The organism is Polaromonas sp. P1_H6, from assembly GCF_056405195.1.
Genome location: NZ_JBFUCN010000019.1, coordinates 77,266 through 96,734, shown reverse-complemented (window position 1 = coordinate 96,734; position 19,469 = coordinate 77,266). Strand labels below are relative to the sequence as shown.

Genomic DNA, 19,469 nt, shown 5'->3' with positions numbered 1-19,469 from the left:
GTTAAGACCTTGTGGGAGATGACTGGTTGAAAAATTCGAGCACCGCGTTCCAGTAGCGCTGCGGCTCGTCGCGCATGCCGTGGGTGTGGTCGGCCTTGTCGAGGATCACGCGCTGGATGCGCTCGGGCCTCGAGGCGGCCTGCTGCAGCGCGTCGCCGAAATGCACCGGCGTCCAGCGGTCGCCCCGGCTGTGGATCAGCAGCACGTCCACGTCGCGCATATTGGCGAGGTGGTGGACGGGCCGCAGATGCAACTCGCCTTGCGGGCTGATGCGCCGGATCACATTGAGCACCGCATGGGCAAAAGGATAAGCCTTCCAGAAATCGGGCAGCGTGGGCGGGCAGCCTTCAGCCACCACTTTGTCGTAAGGGAAATCCGCTTCGGCGATGGCGCTCAGCGTGTTGATGGCGCCGAAAGACGCCGTCAGCGCATGCACCGGCAGGCCCGCGAACGCGGCGCGCGCCCAGAGGCCTACCGACAGTGCGTCGCCGGGAAAGTCGAAATTGGTCGAGGGGCTTTCACCGAAGCCGTTGAAATCGAAAGCCACCACATGAAAGCCCGCATCGAGCAGCGCCTGGGCATGGCCGTGGCGCAACCAGAACCCTTTGCAGGCAAAGCCCATGGGATGGGCGCACACCACCACACCGCGCGGGGCCAACGGCGTGCGTGCCACGATGGCTTCAAGCCGGCTGCTGCTGCGGCTGTCGATACGCACCCGTTCCCAGCCTTCTTGCGGCACGTCCGCCGGCCAGCGCCAGGGTTTCATGAAGCGGCCGAAAAACGGCTTCTTGAGCAGATGGTGGCCGTACCAGCGGCGTGCGGCCGGCGGGATGCTGCCACTGGCGCCAAAGGGCCGTGACCACAGACGGGAAATCGCTTCACCCATGGCTGGCCCTCATGTGCGTTGCGTTCATTGCAGACGCGTCCAGGTCTGGGTTCGGCCGAAAGGACCAAAAGAGCCGCGCACGTCCATCTTCTTGCCGCCCTCAACCGGGGTCATCTTGAGGTTGTAGCTCTTGCCGTTTTCCGGATCCAGGATCTTGCCGCCTTCCCAGACGTCGGCGTCGGGCGACTTCTTCGCGCCGCGAATGATCTCCAGGCCCAGCCGCGGCTTGTCCTTGCGGTCGTCGGTGCATTCGGTGCAGACATCGTCCGGCTTGACGCCGGGAGACAGCCGCTTTTCGACCTTGCCGTTCAACACGCCGCTGCTCTCAACGATGCGGACCTCGAATTTGGGCTCGCCGGTTTTTTCGTCGAAGCCGCGCCACAGGCCGACCGGCGTGTTCTGGGCCAGCGCCGGAATGGCCATCAAGCCCAGGGTCAATGCGAGCAGTGGGTGTTTCACGGTGTCTCCCCTTGTCCTGTTCAAAAAAATCAAGCCAGCGCTTCGTCGGTTTCCATCAGTGCCTTGCTGCCGGCGCGCGCCGTGCGCATCAGCGTAGCGGTCTCGGGAAACAGCTTGGCGAAGTAAAAGCGCGCGGTCTGCAGCTTGGCCACGTAGAACTTGTCGGTGTTGCCGGCGGCGATCTCGCGCAGTGCGGTTTGTGCCATCAGCGCCCAGAAGTAACCGAACACCAGGTGGCCGGCCACGCGCAGGTAATCAACGGCGGCGGCGCCCACTTCGTCGGGGTTCTGGAAGCCCTTGAAGCCCAGCTCGGTGGTGAACTTGGTCATCTGGTCGGCCAGGTAGGCCAGCGGGTTGATGAACTCGGCCATCTTCTCGTTGACGCCTTCCTCGGCGATCAGCGCGCCAATCACCTTGCCGAATTTTTTCAGCGTGGCGCCGTTGTTGCCCAGCACCTTGCGGCCCAGCAGGTCCAGCGACTGGATGGTGTTGGTGCCTTCGTAAATCATGTTGATGCGGTTGTCGCGCACGAACTGCTCCATGCCCCATTCCTTGATGAAGCCGTGGCCGCCGAAGACCTGCATGCAGGCGTTGGTGGCGATGTGGCCGTTGTCGGTCAGGAAAGCTTTGACGATGGGCGTGAGCAGGGCGACGATTTCGCCGGAGTCCTTGCGCACCTTCTCGTCGGGGTGGTTCAGTTCCTTGTCGAGCAGCAGCGTGCAGTAGATCGCCAGCGCACGGCCGCCTTCGGCATAGGCCTTGGCCGTCAGCAGCATCTTGCGCACATCGGGGTGCACGATGATCGGGTCGGCGGGCTTGTCCTTGGCCTTGACGCCGGACAGCGAGCGCATCTGGATGCGGTCCTTGGCATAAGCCAGCGCATTCTGGAAAGCCACTTCGGTCAGGCCCAGCGACTGGTTGCCCACGCCCAGGCGGGCGGCATTCATCATCACGAACATCGCGGCCAGGCCCTTGTTGGGCGCACCCACCATGGTGCCGACGGCGTCTTCGAGCACCATCTGCGCGGTGGCGTTGCCGTGGATGCCCATCTTGTGCTCCAGGCCGCCGCAGTAGATGCCGTTGCGCGAACCGAGGGCGCCGTCCTTGCCGATGTTGAACTTGGGCACGGCGAACAGGCTGATGCCCTTGCTGCCCTGGGGCGCATCCGGCAGGCGGGCCAGCACCAGGTGCACGATGTTGGCGGCCATGTCGTGCTCACCGGCGCTGATGAAGATCTTGTTGCCGGTCAGGCGGTAAGTCCCGTCGGGCTGCGGTTCGGCCTTGGTGCGCAAAAGGCCCAGGTCGGTGCCGCAATGCGGCTCGGTCAGGCACATGGTGCCGGTCCATTCGCCGCTGGTGAGTTTGGGCAGGTAGAGCTTTTTCTGCTCGTCGGTGCCGTGGGCATGCAGGGCCTCATAGGCGCCGTGCGACAGGCCCGGGTACATGGTCCAGGCCTGGTTGGCCGAGTTCAGCATTTCGTACAAGCACTGGTTCAGCACAAAGGGCAGGCCCTGGCCGCCGTATTCGGGGTCGCAGCTCAACGCGGCCCAGCCGCCTTCGACGTACTGCGCATAGGCTTCCTTGAAGCCCTTGGGCGGCGTGACTTCGTGCGTGGTCTTGTCGAGTTTGCAGCCCTCTTCGTCGCCGCTGATGTTCAGCGGAAAGGTCACCTCGGCGGCGAACTTGCCGGCTTCCTCGAGCACCGCGTTGATGGTGTCGACGTCGACGTCCGCGTGCTTGGGGATGGCCTTGAATTCGTCGGTGACCTTGAGCACTTCGTGCATGACGAATTGCATGTCGCGCAGGGGCGGGCTGTACTGTGGCATGGGGGTGGGTCCTTTAGCGTTAAACCGGTTTGGAAGAGGAAGCTTTGCCCGAAGCTTTTTTGGGCGAAGCGGAAGAGGTGGAAGAGTTGGAAGAGGTGAAAGGCGCGGCGGCGTCAGCGCCGTAACGCCCCAGGATGTTGGCAAAACCCGTGTTGGCGCGGTCCATGGAGCCCGGCGTCTTCAGGAAGCGGGCCTCGTAGTGCAGCGCCAGGATCAGGCCGTGGATTTCAAAGGCCATCTGGTGCTCGTCGGCGTCGGGCCGCAGGTGGCCGGCCTCCTTGGCCTGTACCACGGCGCGGTACATGGCGGCCAGCCAGGTGCGTACCGAACCCGCGAGCGCGTCGCGGACCGGGCCCGGCCTGTCGTCGAACTCGACAGCGCCGCTGATGTAAAGGCAGCCTGAGTCGATTTCAAGCGAAGTGCGCTTCATCCAGTTGTGGAACAGCGCCGCCAGGCGCGGCAGGCCGCGCGGCTGCTGCAGCGCCGGGAAGAAGACTTCTTCCTCGAAACGCACGTGGTATTCGCGGATCACCGAGATCTGCAGTTCCTCGCGCGAGCCGAAATGGGCGAACACACCGGACTTGCTCATGCGCATGACCTCGGCCAGCGCGCCTATGCTCAGGCCCTCCAGCCCGATCTGCGTCGCCAGGCCCAGGGCCGCATCCACAATGGCCGCCTTGGTCTGCTGGCCTTTTTGCTGGCTTTTGGCCACGGCGCTGCCCGCGGCAAGGACGCGGGCGGCTTTGGCGGGGAGTTCTGTGACGGGCATGGGGTGCTACAAAATAAAACGAACGGTCGTTCTATTTTGCAACACTTTGATGACCATGGGCAAGCCGGGGTTGTTGGCTGCCTGCTTATAGGGACCCAGTTCTAACCGTGGATAGGGTAAACCCACCCACGGATGGCCGCAGAGGCGCTCCTTCCCCACCAGCAGGGGCCGCGGAACCGGCTTTGCCGGGCCGCAGGCGCAGCGGCCCCCTCGGGGGGGCAGCGACCCACACGCAGTGGGGGAGCGTGGGGGCTCTATTTAAGCTTGAACGGGATCACGGTCTGGTGCTGCTCGCCCAGCCCCTCAATCCCCAGCGACATGGTGTCGCCCTTCTTCAGGAAAACCGGCGGCTTCATGCCCAGGCCAACGCCGGGAGGCGTACCGGTGGTGATGACGTCGCCGGGTTCCAGGGTCATGAACTGGCTCACGTAGCTGATGATTTTGGCAACGCTGAAGATCATGGTCTTGGTGCTGCCGTTCTGCACGCGCTTGCCGTTGACTTCCAGCCACATCGACAATTTTTGCGGATTCGGCACTTCGTCGCGCGTGACCAGCCAGGGGCCCAGGGGGCCAAAGGTGTCGCAACCCTTGCCCTTGTCCCAGGTGCCGCCGCGCTCGATCTGGAATTCGCGTTCGCTGACGTCGTTGATGGTGCAGTAGCCGGCCACGTGGTTGAGCGCTTCTTTTTGCGAAACGTAGCGAGCCTGCTTGCCGATGATCACGCCGAGCTCGACTTCCCAGTCGGTCTTGACCGAATTCTTGGGCAGCATGATGGGGTCGTTGGGGCCCTGGATGCAGCTGGTGGCTTTCATGAAGACCACGGGCTCGGCCGGAATCGGCAAACCCGATTCGGCGGCGTGGTCGGCGTAGTTCAGGCCGATGGCAATGAACTTGCGCGTGCCGGTGACCGGGCTGCCGTAGCGCGGCGAACCCTTGACCAGCGGCAGCTTGTCGGTCTTGAGCTTGCCGAGCTTGGCCAGCGCGGCGTCGCCGAGCTGCTCGGGGCCGATGTCCTTGATGACGGCGCTCAGGTCGCGCAGCTTGCCATTGGCATCGATGAGGCCGGGCTTTTCCTTGCCGGGGTTGCCATAACGAACGAGTTTCATGGTTTTTCCTTTTGATGAATCAGGTGAAGGTTAATAAGTAGAACGTCCGCCCGATAGGTCGAAGACGGCGCCGGTGGAAAAAGAGCACTCTTCGGTGCAAAGCCAGCTCACCATGGCGGCCACCTCATCGGGCGTGCCGAAGCGGCCCATGGGGATTTTGGACAGCATGAACTGTATGAACTCCGGCGTCATCTGCTCAAAAATCGGCGTCTTGACGGCGGCCGGCGTGACGCAGTTGACGCTCACGCCAGTGTCGGCGAGTTCCTTGCCCAACGATTTGGTCAGGGCGATCACCGCGGCCTTGCTGGCGCTGTAGGCGCTGGCATTCGGGTTGCCCTCCTTGCCGGCGACCGAGGCGATGTTGACGATGCGCCCGTAGTTGCGCGCGCGCATGTGCGGCACCACTTCGCGGCAGCAGAAGAACAGCCCGTTGAGGTTGACCTGCTGCACCTGCATCCACTGCTCGGGCGGATAGTCCCAGAGCTTGACGTTGGGGCCGGTGATGCCGGCCGAGTTGACCAGGGCATCAATGGCCGGGTTGTGGGCAACCGTCTGTTTGACCGCTTCCACCACGCTGGCATGGCTGCTGACATCGACGGCCACGGTGTGCACACCCGCACCCAGCGCCTCTTTGGCCTTGGCCAGCGCTTCGGGATTGATGTCCCACAAGGTGACCGTGCCGCCCGAGGCCAGCATGCGCTGCGCAACCGCAAAGCCGAGGCCCACAGCACCACCTGTCACGACGGCGTGCCGCCCCTTCAGGTCAAGCTGGTTCATATGGTGATGCCACCGTCGATGTTGTAGGCCTGGCCGGTCACAAAGGCGGCTTCATCGCTGGCCAGGAACACCACCAGCGGCGCGATTTCATGCGCCTGGGCCAGGCGCCCCAGCGGCTGGCGCGCGATAAAGGCCTTGCGCGCCTCCACCGGGTCCTCGTTGGCGTTGATGCGGTCTTGCAGCGAGGGCGTGTCGACGGTGCCGGGGCAGATCGCATTGCAGCGCACGCCGTCGGCCACAAAGTCGGCTGCGACGCTTTTGGTGAGGCCGATCACCGCGGCCTTGGTCGTGCCGTAGATAAAACGGTTGGGCAGGCCCTTGATGCTGCCGCAAACGCTGGCCATGTTGATGATGCTGCCGCGTTTTTGGGCCTGCATTTTCGGCAGCACGGCCTGGATCATCCAGAACTGCGCGCGCACATTGAGCTGGAAGGCGAATTCAAGGTCTTCGTCGGTGGCCTGCAGCGCCGTGCCGCCGTGCACAAAACCCGCGCAATTGAACAGCACGTCCAGCGCCGGCAGGCCGCCCACCAGTTTGTGGATGGCGGCCTTGTCGAGCACATTCAAGGGCAACGCGGTGATGTTGGCCACGCCCTGGTAGCTTTCCAGCAGCTTGGGGTTCAGGTCGGTGGCCCAGACCTGCGCGCCTTCGGCCGCCAGCGCCAGCGCGCTGGCGCGCCCAATGCCCTGGCCCGCCGCGGTGACCAGTGCTTTTTTTCCTTCAAGTCTCATCAGTGCTCCTACAGGGTTTTGCCGGATGTTGGCCCGGGGGTTTCATGGGATTATCAATTGGCCTGACCACTTGTCCAATTCTGGCTAACCCTTAAGCCGCTCCTCCCCTCCGCTTTTTCCACCCATGCCCCTGCAGACCGTCGAACCGCAACGCCTGTACCGCCAGATCGCCGAGCAGTTGCGCACGCTGATCTCCGCCGGCGAATGGGCCGTGGGCGCGCGCCTGCCGGCCGAGCGCGACCTGGCACGGCAGCTGGGCGTGAGCCGGCCTTCGGTGCGCGAAGCGCTGATCGCGATGGAGGTCGAGGGCTGGGTCGAGGTGCGCACCGGCTCCGGCGTCTACGTGCTGGACCGCAGCGGCGCGCCCAGCCATGCCAACAGCCGCGCCGAGCAGGTCCCGCCCGATGAATGGGGCCCGCTGGAGCTGATACGCGCCCGCCGCGTGGTCGAAGGCGAGGTCGCCGCCATGGCAGCCACCCAGGCCAAGCGCAAGCATATCGACGCCATGGACAAGGCCATCGCCAGCATGAAGCTGGATGCCGACCGCGGCGTGCTGCCGCTGAATGGCGACCGCGCCTTTCACAGCGCCATCGTCGAGTCCTGCGGCAACGTGGTGCTGATTGAAACCATACAGCGCTTCTGGGACTCGCGGCGCGGCCCGCTGTTCGAGCGCCTGGGCGGCCATTTTGAGACCGTGGACTCCTGGCGCTCGGCGATCGCGGAGCACGAAGCGATTTTTGAGGCGGTGCGCAACCACAATCCCGACGCCGCGCGCGCCGCCATGCACGAACACATGGACCAGTCGCACAAGCGCTTCAGCGTGAGCTGGCGCCGGACCACCAAACAATCAAAAGCACCCAGAAAATAAGAAGAAGCATCCCGAACCCGAGATTTCCCTCAACAGCAACTTGACCCTTACAAAAAAGAAAGCGAGACACGCATGAACTTCCTGACCCACACCAAGCGGCTGGCCGCGGCCCTGCTGCTCACCGGCCTCTGCGGCGGCGCCTGGGCCCAGCCCTATCCGAACAAGCCGATCGAAGTGATGGTGGCCTTCCAGCCCGGCGGCGGCACCGACTCTTTGGCGCGCGCCTACGCCGAGGCGGCCAAAAAATACACCACACAATCGCTGGTGGTCTACAACAAGCCGGGCGCCAGCGGCGCCATCGGCCTGGCCGACGTGGTGAATGCCAAGCCCGACGGCTACAAGATCGCCATGCTCTTCGTCGAGGTGACCATATTGCCGCACATGGGCATCACCAAGATCACGCAGGACGATTTCATCCCGATCGCCCGCCTCAACGCCGACCCGGCCGCCATCACCGTGAAAGCGGACTCGCCCTACAACACGATTGAAGACTTCCTGGCCGCCGCCAAAAAGACCGGCAGCGACGTGAAGGTCGGCAATGCCGGCAACGGCTCGATCTGGCACCTGGCCGCCGCCTCGCTGGAAGAAAAAACCGGCGCCAAATTCAACCACATCCCCTTCCAGGGCGCCGGCCCCGCCGTGCTGGCCCTGCTGGGCGGCCATGTGGACGCCGTGGGCGTGAGCCCGGCCGAAGTCGCGGTGCACGTGGCCGCCGGCAAGCTGAAGATCCTCGGCGTGATGGCCGACCAGCGCGTCAAGGGTTTCGAGAACGTGCCGACCATGAAGGAACGCAAGATAGACCTGTCCATAGGCACCTGGCGCGGCCTGGGCGTGGCCAAGGGCACGCCACCTGAAGTCGTGGAAACCATCCGGGCCTTCAGCAAGAAGGCCGCCGACGAACCCATCATGCGCGAGGTCATGGACAAGCTCAACCTGGGCTACGCCTATGCCGACGGCCCCGCCTTCAAGGCGCAGATGGTGCGCGACAACGACACCTTCAAGCAACTCGTGACCAAGCTCAACCTGAAGAACTGAGCGACGAGCCTGTTCAATGTCTAAACGAGGCCGCGCAAGTACCTTCTCGGGATGGGATGCAAGGCGCGGTGCGACGCCCATAGCCCGGCTATGGGCTAGCGCCGCAACGACGCAGACCGCCCGAGAAGGCACTTGCCCTACGGGTTGGGATGACGCAAACGCGGTCGCGTTTGCATCCCCCTTGGGGCAGCTGCACGACGCCCAGCCGGCCGGCTGGGCGGTCGGGCGATTGAGCCACCCGGTCACTTGCATGGGCATGAGCCCATGCGGCGTGCCCGGTCGGCCCACTCATCCCGATTGCATCCCAACGCGGCCTCGTTTAGACATTGAACAGGCTCTTAGACCCCGGCTTCACGGCGTGCGTGCTGGCGCGCGCGCCGGTTTTCCCTTTTCATGCCAGCAACACCCTTTGAGGAGACAACCATGAATGCATTCCACAACAAACGATTCGCCGTCAAAGCCATCGCCGCCTGCGCGCTGATGGCGGGGGCCCTGGGCTTTTCCGGCATTGCCTCGGCGCAGACCAAGCTCAAATGGGCGCACGTCTATGAAACCTCCGAGCCCTTCCACAAGTGGTCGGTCTGGGCCGGCGACGAGATCAAGAAGCGCACCAACGGCAAGTATGAGATCCAGGTGTTCCCGGCCTCCACGCTGGGCAAGGAAGCCGACATCAACCAGGGCCTGACCCTGGGCACGGTGGACATCATCCTCACGGGCGCGAGTTTTGCCGGCCGCACCTACCAGCCGCTGGCGATCGGCTATTTCCCCTTCATCTTCCGCGACGCCGAGCACCAGCTCAAGTTCGCCAACAGCGATGTGTTCAGGGAACTCGCCGCCGGCTACGACCAGAAAAGCGGCAACCACATCACCGCGCTCAATTACTACGGCGCGCGCCACGTGACCTCCAGCGCCGCGCGCCCCATCACCAAACCGGAAGACATGAAGGGCCTGAAGATCCGGGTGCCGGACGCACCGGCCTATATGGCTTTCCCCAGGGCGCTGGGCGCCAACCCGACCCCGATTGCCTTCGCCGAGGTCTACCTGGCGCTGCAAAACGGCACGGTGGACGCGCAGGAGAACCCGCTGCCCACCATCGAGGCGAAAAAATTCTATGAGGTGCAGAAGAACATCTCGCTGACCGGCCACATCGTCGACTCGCTGCTGACCGTGGTCTCGGGCCAGCTCTGGGGCAAGCTCAGCGCCGACGAGAAAAAGATCTTCAGCGACGTGATGCTGGAAGCCGCCGAAAAAACCGGCCGCGAAATCATCGCCTCGGAAGCCCGGCTGGTCGAGGAGTTCAAGAAAAAAGGCAACAACGTGATCACGGTCGACAAGAACGCCTTCCGCGCGGCGGTGCTGAAGAACACCTCGCCGGCTGACCAGGGCTACCGCCAGGCCGATTACGACCGCATCATCAACCTCAAGTAAGTAGCCGCCCGTAAAGCTACTGCGCGGCCCGATCTCGCGCCTGTGATGCTCGCCGTACCGGAGTACGACTGCGCTTCTCGACGCGACCTCGGACCGCTCGCTACGCTTTTCGGGCGACTACCGGCGCCTTGCTGAATACAAAAATGAAGGAGACACGATGACTGAAAAAATCATCAGCGACGACGGTTCATTCCACACCGAGGATGAGGCGGTGGACCTGTCTTCCACCACCGTCGAGGGCTGGCTGGCCCTGGCGTTTTTCTGGGTGCTGGGCGCCACGGTGCTGTACCAGTTCATCACGCGTTATGTTTTCAACGACTCGGCCGCGTGGACTGAGGAGATCGCGCGTTACGAGCTGATCGCCGTGGTGTTCATAGGCGCGGCCATCGGCGTGGCCAAGAACAACCACATCCAGGTGGATTTTTTCTACCGCCACATGCCGGCGAAGATGGGCCGCGTCATGTCGACCGTGACGGACGTGCTGCGCATCGCCTTTTACGGCGCGGCCGTGTTCATGACCGTGCAGATGATGGAAAAAATCGGCAACCAGACCCGCATGACCATCGTCGACCTGCCCATGAACATCGTTTACGGCCTGTGCCTGCTCGGTTTTGCCGCCATGCTGGTGCGCTCGCTGCAGGTCGCCCTGATTCATTACCGCCGCGGCTACAGCGTGCTGGAACGCCCCGAATCCACCATGGAAGACCGCTGAACGCGAAGCACCCCTCACCATCATGCTCAAAATATTTTTCCTGATCTTCATGGGCGCCGGCATCCCGGTCGCCATCGCCATGGCGGGCGCCTCGCTGGTCTACATCCTGGTCACCGGCAACCTGCCGCCGTTCGTGGTGATCCACCGCATGGTGTCGGGCATAGACAGCTTCCCGCTGCTGGCCGTGCCCTTCTTCATCCTGGCCGGCAACCTGATGAACAACGCCGGCATCACCACCCGCATCTACAACTTCGCGCTGGCGCTGGTGGGCTGGCTCAAGGGCGGCCTGGGCCACGTCAACGTGCTGGGCTCGGTGATCTTCGCCGGCATGAGCGGCACGGCGATCGCCGACGCGGCCGGCCTGGGCACCATCGAGATCAAGGCCATGAAGGAGCACGGCTACTCCTCGGAATTCGCCGTCGGCGTGACGGCGGCATCGGCCACGCTGGGCCCCATCATCCCGCCCAGCCTGCCTTTTGTGATCTACGGCATGATGGCCAACGTGTCGATTGGCGCGCTGTTCCTGGCCGGCCTGTTGCCAGGCCTGCTGATGGCCGTGCTGATGATGCTGACCGTGGCTTACTTCGCGCATAAGAACAAATGGGGCGCCGATATCAAGTTCTCGGCCAGCAAGCTGGGCAAAGCCCTGATAGAGCTCGGCGTGGTCGCGGCCTGGCCGCTGGTGCTGTGGCTGCTGATCAGCAAGGCCGGCGCACCGGCGCAGGTCACGGTGATTGCCGGGCTCATCGCCTTGTTCGTGCTCGACAAGATTTTTAAATTCGAGGCCGTGCTGCCCATCATGACGCCGGTGCTGCTGATAGGCGGCATGACGACAGGCCTTTTCACGCCCACCGAGGGCGCGATTGCGGCCTGCGTCTGGGCCATGGTACTGGGCTTCTTCTGGTACAAGGCGCTCAAATTCAAGATGTTCGTCAAGGTCTGCCTGGATACGGTTGAAACCACCTCCACCGTGCTCTTCATCGTGGCGGCCGCGTCCATCTTCGGCTGGATGCTGACGGCCACCGGCGTGACCACGGCGATCGCCGCCTGGGTGCTCGGCTTTACCCAGAGCCCCTGGGTGTTCCTCCTGCTGGCCAACCTGCTGATGCTCTTCGTCGGCTGCTTCCTGGAACCCACCGCCGCCATCACCATCCTGGTGCCCATCCTCCTGCCCATCACCGCGCAACTGGGCATAGACCCGGTGCATTTCGGCCTGGTCATGGTGCTCAACCTGATGATCGGCCTCTTGCACCCGCCCATGGGCATGGTGCTGTTTGTGCTGGCGCGCGTGGCGAACCTGTCGGTGGAACGCACCACCATCGCCATCCTGCCCTGGCTGGTGCCGCTGCTGCTAAGCCTGGGCATCATCACCTACTTCCCGAAAGCAGTACTCTGGCTACCGAAGATGTTTTATTGATTGGGGTACAACCGTCCCATAACTTCACGATGACTTCCATGACGACCACGACCCCCGCCACGCCCTTTATCCGCTTGCATCCCGCCGATGACGTCCTGATTGCCCGCGCCCAGCTGGTGGGCGGCACCCAGGTAGAAAGCATCACCGTGCGCGGCCTGATCCCCGCCGGCCACAAGATCGCCACGCGGGCGCTGGCCGCCGGCGAGCCGATACGGCGCTACAACCAGATCATCGGTTTCGCGAGCAAGCCCATCGCGCCTGGCGAGCATGTGCACACGCACAACCTGGACATGGGCCCCGACAAGGGCGACTTCGCGCGCGATTACGCCTTCGGCGCCGACGTGAAGCCGGCGCCGGCCAAACGGGAGGCGACCTTCATGGGCATCAAGCGGCCCGACGGCCGCGTGGCCACGCGCAACTACATCGGCATCCTCTCCAGCGTGAACTGCTCGGCCACGGCCGCGCGCGCGATTTCCGACCATTTTTCGCGGCAGAACAACCCGTCGGCGCTGAAAGACTTTCCCAACGTCGACGGCGTGGTGGCGCTCACGCACGGCACGGGCTGCGGCATGGACAGCGACGGCCTGGGCCTGCAGATCCTGCAGCGCACGCTGACGGGCTATGCCACGCACCCCAACTTCGCCGGCGTGCTGGTGGTGGGCCTGGGCTGCGAATCCAACCAGATCAACGCCTGGCTGGCCCACGGCAGCCTGCGCGAGGGCGAAACCCTGCGCGTCTTCAGCATCCAGGACACCGGCGGCACGGCCAAGACCGTGGCCAAGGGCATCGCCATGATCAAGGAAATGCTGCCGCAGGCCAATGCCGTCAAGCGCGAGCCCTGCAGCGCCGCCCACATCACCATAGGCCTGCAGTGCGGCGGCTCCGACGGTTATTCGGGCATCAGCGCCAACCCGGCGCTGGGCGCGGCGGTGGACTTGCTGGTGGCTCACGGCGGCACCGCCATCCTCAGCGAAACGCCGGAGATCTACGGCGCCGAGCATTTGCTCACGCGGCGCGCGGTACGCCCCGAGATCGCCGAGAAACTGATCTCGCGCATCAAATGGTGGGAGCACTACACCCAGATCAACGATGGCGAAATGAACAACAACCCTTCGCCGGGCAACAAGGCCGGCGGTTTGACCACCATCCTCGAAAAATCGCTGGGCGCAGTCGCCAAGGGCGGCACCTCCAACCTCGAGGCGGTGTACGAATACGCAGAGCCCGTGGGTGCGCACGGTTTTGTCTACATGGACACCCCCGGCTACGACCCGGTCAGTGCCACGGGCCAGGTGGCCGGCGGCGCCAACATCATCTGCTTTACCACCGGCCGCGGCTCGGCCTACGGCTGCGCGCCCTCGCCTTCGCTCAAACTCGCCACCAACTCGGCGCTGTGGAAGCGGCAGGAAGAGGACATGGACATCAACTGCGGCGAGATCATCGACGGCGGCGTGTCAGTGCAGGAGATGGGGCAACGCATTTTTGACATGGTGTTGGCCACTGCCTCGGGCGAACCCAGCAAGAGCGAAAAACACGGCTACGGCCAGAACGAGTTCGTGCCCTGGCAAGTCGGCGCCGTGATGTAAACCTCCTTCCCATCCCCGCAGCCCCATGCAAAAAAACATCCAAGCCTCAGACCTGCGGGCCCATTGCGCCCGCATCCTTGCCGCTGCCGGCAGCTCGGCGCAAGAAGCCGAAAAAGTCGCCTCCAACCTGGTGATGGCCAACCTCAGCGGCCATGACTCGCACGGCGTTGGCATGCTGCCGCGCTATGTAGATGCGGTGCTCGAGGGCGGCCTGACGCCCAACGCGCAGGTCAAGACGGTACTTGATGCCGGCGCGCTGCTGAGCCTCAACGGCCAGCGCGGCTACGGCCAGGTGGTCGGCGAGCAGGCCATGCTGCTGGGCATGGCCCGCGCGAAGGAACAAGGCAGCTGCATCCTGGCGCTGGCCGAATCGCACCACCTGGGGCGCATAGGCCATTTCGCGGAGATGGCCGTGACCCAGGGCCTGGTGTCGCTGCACTTCGTCAACGTCATGACGCGGCCGGTGGTCGCGCCCTGGGGCGGTGCCGACGGCCGCTACGGCACCAACCCCTGCTGCATCGGCATACCGCTGAAAGACAGCCCGCCCTTTGTGTTGGACTTCGCCACCAGCCGCGTGGCCCAGGGCAAGATGCGCGTCGCGCACAACCAGGGCAAGTCAGTACAGCCCGGCCTGCTGATCGACGAGCACGGCCAGCCGACCACCGACCCGGGCGTCGTGGTGGTGCCGCAGGCCAATGGTTTTTTTGGCGCGCTGATGCCTTTCGGCGAGCACAAGGGTTACGGCCTGGCTGTGGCCTGCGAGCTGCTGGGCGGCGCGCTGACCGGCGGCGGCACCTGGCACCACCCGACAGTGGGCACACGCGCCGTCTACAACAGCATGCTGACCATCCTGATTGACCCCGGCAAGCTGGGCACACAATCGGCGATGGAAACCGAGGCCCTGGCCTTTGTCGAATGGCTGCGCAAAAGCCCGCCGGCCGACGGCATACAAGCCGTGCAGATCGCCGGAGAACCCGAACGCCGCGCGCGCGTGGAGCGCGAACGGGATGGCATCGAGATCGACGCCAGCACCTGGGAAGAAATCGTCGGCGCCGCCGCCAAGGTCGGCCTGGCGAACTGAAGCCTCAGTCGAACTGCAGGCCGCCGTTCAAGTCCAGTACTTCGCCGGTGATGAAGCCGCTCAGCGGATGGGCCAGGAACAGCACGCTGTGGGCCAGCTCCTCGAGCTCGCAGAAGCGGCCCACCGGGATTTTTTGCCGCAACTCGGCCTGGCGCTCGGCGCTGACCTGTTCGGTCAGCATCTGGGTTTTTACAAAGGTGGGGGCCAGCGCGTTGCAGGTCACGCCGAAGGGCGCGTATTCACGCGCAAAGCTGAAGGTCAGGGACGTGACGCCTCCCTTGCTGGCCGCATAGGCGGGCAGCGGCGACAGGCCGCCGGTCTTTGCGCCGAAAGACGAGATGTTGACGATGCGGCCGAAGCCGCGCGCCTTCATGCCCGGGGCCACGCGCTGGCTCACGTAGAACACGCCGTCCAGGTTGATCCTCAGCGTTTTATGCCAGAGCTCGGGTGTGGTCTGCTCGCAGTTGGCGTACTGCAAAAAACCCGCGTTGTTGACGCAAACGTCGATGCGTCCGAAATGCTTTTCGATCTGATCGCAGGCCGAATGCACCTGGGCATAGTCGCTCACGTCCATGACAAAGCAGGCCAGCCGGTCGCCGTGGTGGGCCAGTTCGCTGGCCACAGCTTCCGTGCGCAGGTCGGTTGCCGCAACGCGGTAACCCGCGTCGAGCAGCGCGCGCACGGTCGCCAGGCCCATGCCGGCATTGGCGCCGGTGACGAGGGCGACCTGATCTCGGATGGGAGGATGTTGGGGGATCATGGTTGAAATGTTTCCGTGTTCAGGGTTGAGGTTTGGGCGCGTGCCCGGAGCCTGCAGGCGCTCGCCGGCCGGGTCTGAAATCGCATAAGGCCGGCCCTGCCCGTCTTCGGCCAGCAGGTAGCGCATCCAGACAGCGGTCGCGAAGGCCAGCGGCTCGACGTCGGCGCCGGCCGCCAGCCGGGTTTGCAGCGTGGGCAGCCAGCGCAAGGGAATCTTCAGCGAGCTGTCCGAGGCGATCTGGTGCACCTTGTGGTGCAGGTCCGGGTTGGCGAAACGCGCAAGCAGCGCATCGCGGTAGGCCGGCAGGCCGGGGCGCTGCAGCTGCGGCATCACGATGTCGGTCATCAGGTGATGGATGAACCAGCGGATGTCGGCGTTGGCCACGCAATCGGCCACCGTGGGCAGGCCCATGACAGCGCCCATCAGCGCAATGGCGGTGTGGCTGCCGTTGAGCATGCGCAGCTTGGCCTCTTCAAACGGCCTGACGTCCTCGACCACCTGCACGCCCGCGGCCGCCAGCGCGGCACCGTCGGCCGGGTCCACGAAGTGGCGTTCTATCACCCATTCCCAGAAGGCCTCGGTGCCCAGGGCGCAGGCGTCGTCCAGGCCGGCCACGCGGGCGGCGTCATCCCGGTGCTGCGCGGTGGCGGCGGGGACGATGCGGTCCACCATGCTATTGGGAAAGGCGCAGCTGTCCTCTATCCACTGCGCCAGCACGGTGTCCTGCGCCGCCGCGGCGTCCAGGCACAGCTGGCGCAGCTTGCCGCCGTTGCCGCTCAGGTTGTCGCAGGAGGCGATGGTCAGGCCGCTCAGGCCCGCCGCATGGCGCGCGGCCAGGCCGGCCACGAGTTGCGCCGCGAGCTCGGCGCCGTAGGCTTTTTCGGTCACGGTCAGCGTGACCCAGCGGGTGGCCGGCGCGGCGAGGGCGGCGGTGACACGGTTCGGCTCGCGCGCCGCGACACAGGTGTCCAGCACCGAGCCGACCAGCTGCCAGCGCCGCCCTTCCGCGCTCGCGATTTGCAGGGTGTAAAGCCCGTCCTGGCGGGCCAGCGCATCGGCCAGCCCGGTGCTGCGCATGGCCACGCCCAGCACCCCCCAGCGCGGGTCGCCGGCCTGCAGCAAGGCGTCGAAGACCACCGCCTGGTGGGCGCGGTGAAACGCGCCCAGGCCGAGGTGCAGCACGCCGGGTGCCAGGGCGCTTCGCGGGTAATCGGGGAGATGCAGGGAAGGTGGAACCGCCCCGTTATCCAGCACGGTTTGAGAGAGTGAGCGCATGCCTAGTGTCAGCCGATGAAAGGACTTTATTGAACAACTGGACCAACCAGTTAGCCATAGTGGTAAACCACTATTGGCCTTTATTGCCTTGAAATCCCATAATTGGTCCAACCACTTTGGAGCCACCATGGCACTTCAACTCATCCAGCCGGCCTCCCCGGACGACGCGTCCAACCCACCCCGGGCACTGTCCGACCGCTCTTACCAGCGCCTGGCCACGCAGCTGCTGGCGCTGATCGCCCAGGGCGAGTTCAAGCTCGGCGAACGGCTCCCCTCGGAGCGCGCGCTGGCCGAGCGGTTTGACGTGAGCCGTACCTCGGTGCGCGAAGCCATGATCGCGCTCGAGCTGCAGGGCGTGGTCGAGGTGCGCGGCGGCTCGGGCATTTATGTGACGCAGGTGCGCGGCAACCCTGCCTCCTCGCCTTTCATGTCGGAAACCGGCCCCGGCCCGTTTGAACTGCTGCGCGCACGCTGCCTGATCGAATCGGAAATCGCCTCGGTCGCGGCGGAAACCCGCAAGGACGGCGACCTGGACCGCATCTTCACGGCGCTCAGCGACATGCGCGAGCACATCGACAACAAGGAAGAAAACGAGGCGGCCGACCAGCTGTTCCACCTGCGCATCGCCGAATCCACCGGCAACAGCGTGCTGCTGCAGATGGTGAGCGCCATGTGGGCCCAGGCCAAGGGCCCGGTCTGGACCAAGATCGAACACCACTTCCACACGCCCGAGCTGCGCCTGGCTTCGCACGCGGACCACCAGCGCATCTTCAAGGCCTTGCTGGCGCGCGACCCCATCGCCGCCCGGGCCGCCATGCGCGCCCATCTCGAGCGCGTGATCAGCGAGTTCGCCCAAGCCTGGCGCTAGATACGGCCCCACGCTTTTAGCCCCGACAGTTCTTCCCCCCAACAACACAAAGAGAGACAAGATGAACATGCCAAAACTGAAACCCAAAGCCACCCTGGCCGGCCTGCTGTTGGGCCTGTCGGGCGCCGCGCTGCTGGCCCAGACGCCACCGCCGGCCGGCGCCAGCCCCCGCATAGACGCGATCAAAAAATCCGGCGAGCTGCGTGTGGGCGTTCTGCAGAACTCGCCCTGGCTGCTCGAGAACACCACGGGTGGCGGCCAGGCCTGGAGCGGCCCGGCCTGGACGCTGGCCAACGAATACGCGCGCCTGCTGAACGTCAAGCTGGTGCCGGTGGCGGTGTCGCATGAGACCAAGGTGCCGGTGCTGGCCGCCAACCAGGTCGACATGACCATCAGCCCACTGGGCGAAACGCCGGAGCGGCTCAAGGTGGTGGACTTCGTGATCTATTCCACCACCAGCGTCTGCATGTTCGGCCGCGCGGGCAATGACAAGCTGGCCAAGGTGAAGTCGGTGGACGACCTCAACAGCCCCGACATCACGATCGCCTACTTCACGGGCGGCGCCGAGGAGAACTGGGTCAAGGAACGCTTCCCCAAAGCCAAATTCCGCGCCGTCGCGAGTTCAGGCGCCACCGCGCCGGTGGAAGAAATCATGGCCAAACGCGCCGACGCGGCACCCATCAACCGCGTGCCCTGGGTCAACCTGAACCAGAAGGTCAAGGGCCTGACGGTGTTCCCGCATGAGAACAACTGCCAGGGCAGCAAGGAAAAAGCCTCGCCCGTGGGCCTGGCCGTCGACAAGAACCAGCAAGCCTTCATCGACTGGCTGCGCGCTGTTGAAAAAACACTGGAACCCAAGCTCGCCGCGGAAGAAAAGCGCGTGATCGAGTCACTCAAGTAAGCACCGGAAAAGCACCGGCAAACGCCACCCATTCACCCAAGAGAAAGAGACAAACCATGAACCGCATCACCTCCTCCCTGCGCCTGTGCCGGCATCTCGCGCTGGCCGCCGTCGCCACCGGCGTATCGGCCGCCGCCTTCGCCCAGACGCCGCCCGCGCCCGGCGCCAGCCCGCGCATAGACGCGATCCGCAAGGCCGGCGTGCTGCGTGTCGGCGTGGTCAACAACCCGCCCTGGCTCGCCCAGAACACCACCGGCGAAGGCGAGCCCTGGTCCGGCCCGTCGTGGCTGCTGGGCAAGGAGTTCGCCAAGCTGCTGGGCGTGAAGGTCGTGCCGGTCCCGGTCAGCCACGAAACCAAGGTGCCGGCGCTGATCGCCAACCAGATGGACATCATGATCGGCCCGCTGAACCAGAATGCCGAGCGCGCCAAGATCATCGACTTCGTGACCTTCTCCAGCACCGGCGTCTGCATGTTCGGCCGCGCCGACAACCCGAAGTTCACCAACGCCAAGACGCTGGAAGACTTCAACAAGCCCGAGATCACCATGGCCTATTTCTCGGGCGCCGGCGAGGAACCGCTGGTGCGCGAGCAGTTCTCCAAAGCCAAGCTGCGCGGCGTCGCCAACTCCGGCTCGGTCGCGCCCATCGAGGAAGTGCTGGCCGGCCGCTCGGACGTCGCGCCGCTGAACCGCATGCTCTGGCCCAACATCAACAAAAAGGTCAAGGGCCTGGCGGTTTTCCCGAAAGAAAACAACTGCCAGGACAGCAAGATCTTCGAGATCAAGACCGGCATGGGCGTGAACAAGAACGAGCAGGTCTACCTGGACTGGCTGCGTGAAGTCGAAAAACGCATGGAGCCGCAGCTGCAGGCCGAAGAAGTGCGCATGACGCAGAACCTCAAGTAAATCCGGCCCGGCCCCGTGCCGCCAGCGCGGCCCGCTGCCCTGGCAGGCGGGCCGCCCTTCCTCATTCAACCCGGACGGACCT

Annotated in this window: 18 protein-coding genes; 10 read left to right on the top strand and 8 right to left on the bottom strand. The window is 64.6% G+C overall.

Annotated elements, in window-relative coordinates; all coding sequences use genetic code 11:
- Position 1: 1 nt before the first annotated feature.
- The 7 genes from AC1D1F_RS17330 to AC1D1F_RS17300 all read right to left on the bottom strand — a co-directional run bounded on the left by AC1D1F_RS17330 (position 2) and on the right by AC1D1F_RS17300 (position 6,554).
- Positions 2-886 (bottom strand): alpha/beta hydrolase, encoded by an 885-nt coding sequence (locus AC1D1F_RS17330; protein ID WP_477676357.1) that lies wholly within the window; start codon positions 884-886, stop codon positions 2-4.
- A 24-nt stretch (positions 887-910) separates the two neighbouring features.
- Entirely contained in the window at positions 911-1,309 is a 399-nt protein-coding gene (locus AC1D1F_RS17325) for a DUF2147 domain-containing protein (RefSeq protein WP_477676365.1), read from the bottom strand.
- A 65-nt stretch (positions 1,310-1,374) separates the two neighbouring features.
- Positions 1,375-3,171, bottom strand: a complete 1,797-nt coding sequence (locus tag AC1D1F_RS17320) for an acyl-CoA dehydrogenase C-terminal domain-containing protein (RefSeq protein WP_477697152.1) — start codon at positions 3,169-3,171, stop codon at positions 1,375-1,377.
- 19 nt (positions 3,172-3,190) lie between these two features.
- Positions 3,191-3,940: a TetR/AcrR family transcriptional regulator gene (locus AC1D1F_RS17315; protein ID WP_477676359.1), complete on the bottom strand. Its 750-nt coding sequence runs from the start codon at positions 3,938-3,940 to the stop codon at positions 3,191-3,193.
- A gap of 254 nt (positions 3,941-4,194) precedes the next feature.
- The gene (locus tag AC1D1F_RS17310) at positions 4,195-5,046 is read right to left on the bottom strand and encodes a fumarylacetoacetate hydrolase family protein (RefSeq protein ID WP_477676360.1); all 852 of its coding nucleotides are present in this window, start codon (positions 5,044-5,046) and stop codon (positions 4,195-4,197) included.
- A gap of 30 nt (positions 5,047-5,076) precedes the next feature.
- Positions 5,077-5,823, bottom strand: a complete 747-nt coding sequence (locus AC1D1F_RS17305; protein ID WP_477676361.1) for an SDR family NAD(P)-dependent oxidoreductase — start codon at positions 5,821-5,823, stop codon at positions 5,077-5,079.
- The gene (locus tag AC1D1F_RS17300; RefSeq protein ID WP_477676362.1) at positions 5,820-6,554 is read right to left on the bottom strand and encodes an SDR family oxidoreductase; all 735 of its coding nucleotides are present in this window, start codon (positions 6,552-6,554) and stop codon (positions 5,820-5,822) included. Before AC1D1F_RS17300 ends, AC1D1F_RS17305 begins: the two co-directional genes overlap by 4 nt.
- Positions 6,555-6,678: 124 nt before the next feature.
- Between AC1D1F_RS17300 and AC1D1F_RS17295 the strand changes: the two genes are divergently transcribed.
- The 7 genes from AC1D1F_RS17295 (at position 6,679) to AC1D1F_RS17265 (ending at position 14,678) form a co-directional block, all read left to right on the top strand.
- A complete protein-coding gene (locus AC1D1F_RS17295) occupies positions 6,679-7,422 on the top strand; it encodes a FadR/GntR family transcriptional regulator (RefSeq protein ID WP_477676363.1) in 744 nt (247 codons plus the stop codon).
- A gap of 72 nt (positions 7,423-7,494) precedes the next feature.
- On the top strand, positions 7,495-8,457 hold the full coding sequence (locus AC1D1F_RS17290) for a tripartite tricarboxylate transporter substrate binding protein (RefSeq protein WP_477676364.1): 963 nt from the start codon (positions 7,495-7,497) through the stop codon (positions 8,455-8,457).
- A 423-nt stretch (positions 8,458-8,880) separates the two neighbouring features.
- Positions 8,881-9,885: a sialic acid TRAP transporter substrate-binding protein SiaP gene (locus tag AC1D1F_RS17285; protein ID WP_477697151.1), complete on the top strand. Its 1,005-nt coding sequence runs from the start codon at positions 8,881-8,883 to the stop codon at positions 9,883-9,885.
- Between the two features lie 157 nt (positions 9,886-10,042).
- Complete coding sequence (locus AC1D1F_RS17280) at positions 10,043-10,597, top strand: TRAP transporter small permease (RefSeq protein ID WP_477700788.1); 555 nt, start codon at positions 10,043-10,045, stop codon at positions 10,595-10,597.
- A gap of 22 nt (positions 10,598-10,619) precedes the next feature.
- The gene (locus tag AC1D1F_RS17275) at positions 10,620-12,014 is read left to right on the top strand and encodes a TRAP transporter large permease (RefSeq protein ID WP_477652882.1); all 1,395 of its coding nucleotides are present in this window, start codon (positions 10,620-10,622) and stop codon (positions 12,012-12,014) included.
- 38 nt (positions 12,015-12,052) lie between these two features.
- Entirely contained in the window at positions 12,053-13,597 is a 1,545-nt protein-coding gene (locus AC1D1F_RS17270; RefSeq protein WP_477697058.1) for a UxaA family hydrolase, read from the top strand.
- 25 nt (positions 13,598-13,622) lie between these two features.
- Complete coding sequence (locus AC1D1F_RS17265; protein ID WP_477678335.1) at positions 13,623-14,678, top strand: malate/lactate/ureidoglycolate dehydrogenase; 1,056 nt, start codon at positions 13,623-13,625, stop codon at positions 14,676-14,678.
- 4 nt (positions 14,679-14,682) lie between these two features.
- Here the strand turns inward: AC1D1F_RS17265 and AC1D1F_RS17260 are convergent, their stop codons facing one another.
- Positions 14,683-16,713 carry an SDR family oxidoreductase gene (locus AC1D1F_RS17260; protein WP_477700787.1) on the bottom strand — a complete coding sequence of 677 codons (2,031 nt, stop codon included), beginning with the start codon at positions 16,711-16,713 and terminating at the stop codon, positions 14,683-14,685.
- A 127-nt stretch (positions 16,714-16,840) separates the two neighbouring features.
- Between AC1D1F_RS17260 and AC1D1F_RS17255 the strand changes: the two genes are divergently transcribed.
- The 3 genes from AC1D1F_RS17255 (at position 16,841) to AC1D1F_RS17245 (ending at position 19,387) form a co-directional block, all read left to right on the top strand.
- Positions 16,841-17,581, top strand: coding sequence for a FadR/GntR family transcriptional regulator (locus tag AC1D1F_RS17255; protein ID WP_477652877.1), 741 nt, complete (start codon positions 16,841-16,843; stop codon positions 17,579-17,581).
- Between the two features lie 67 nt (positions 17,582-17,648).
- The gene (locus AC1D1F_RS17250) at positions 17,649-18,482 is read left to right on the top strand and encodes a substrate-binding periplasmic protein (protein ID WP_477697061.1); all 834 of its coding nucleotides are present in this window, start codon (positions 17,649-17,651) and stop codon (positions 18,480-18,482) included.
- Positions 18,483-18,538: 56 nt separating this feature from the next.
- Positions 18,539-19,387, top strand: coding sequence for a transporter substrate-binding domain-containing protein (locus AC1D1F_RS17245; RefSeq protein WP_477678332.1), 849 nt, complete (start codon positions 18,539-18,541; stop codon positions 19,385-19,387).
- Positions 19,388-19,469: the final 82 nt, after the last annotated feature.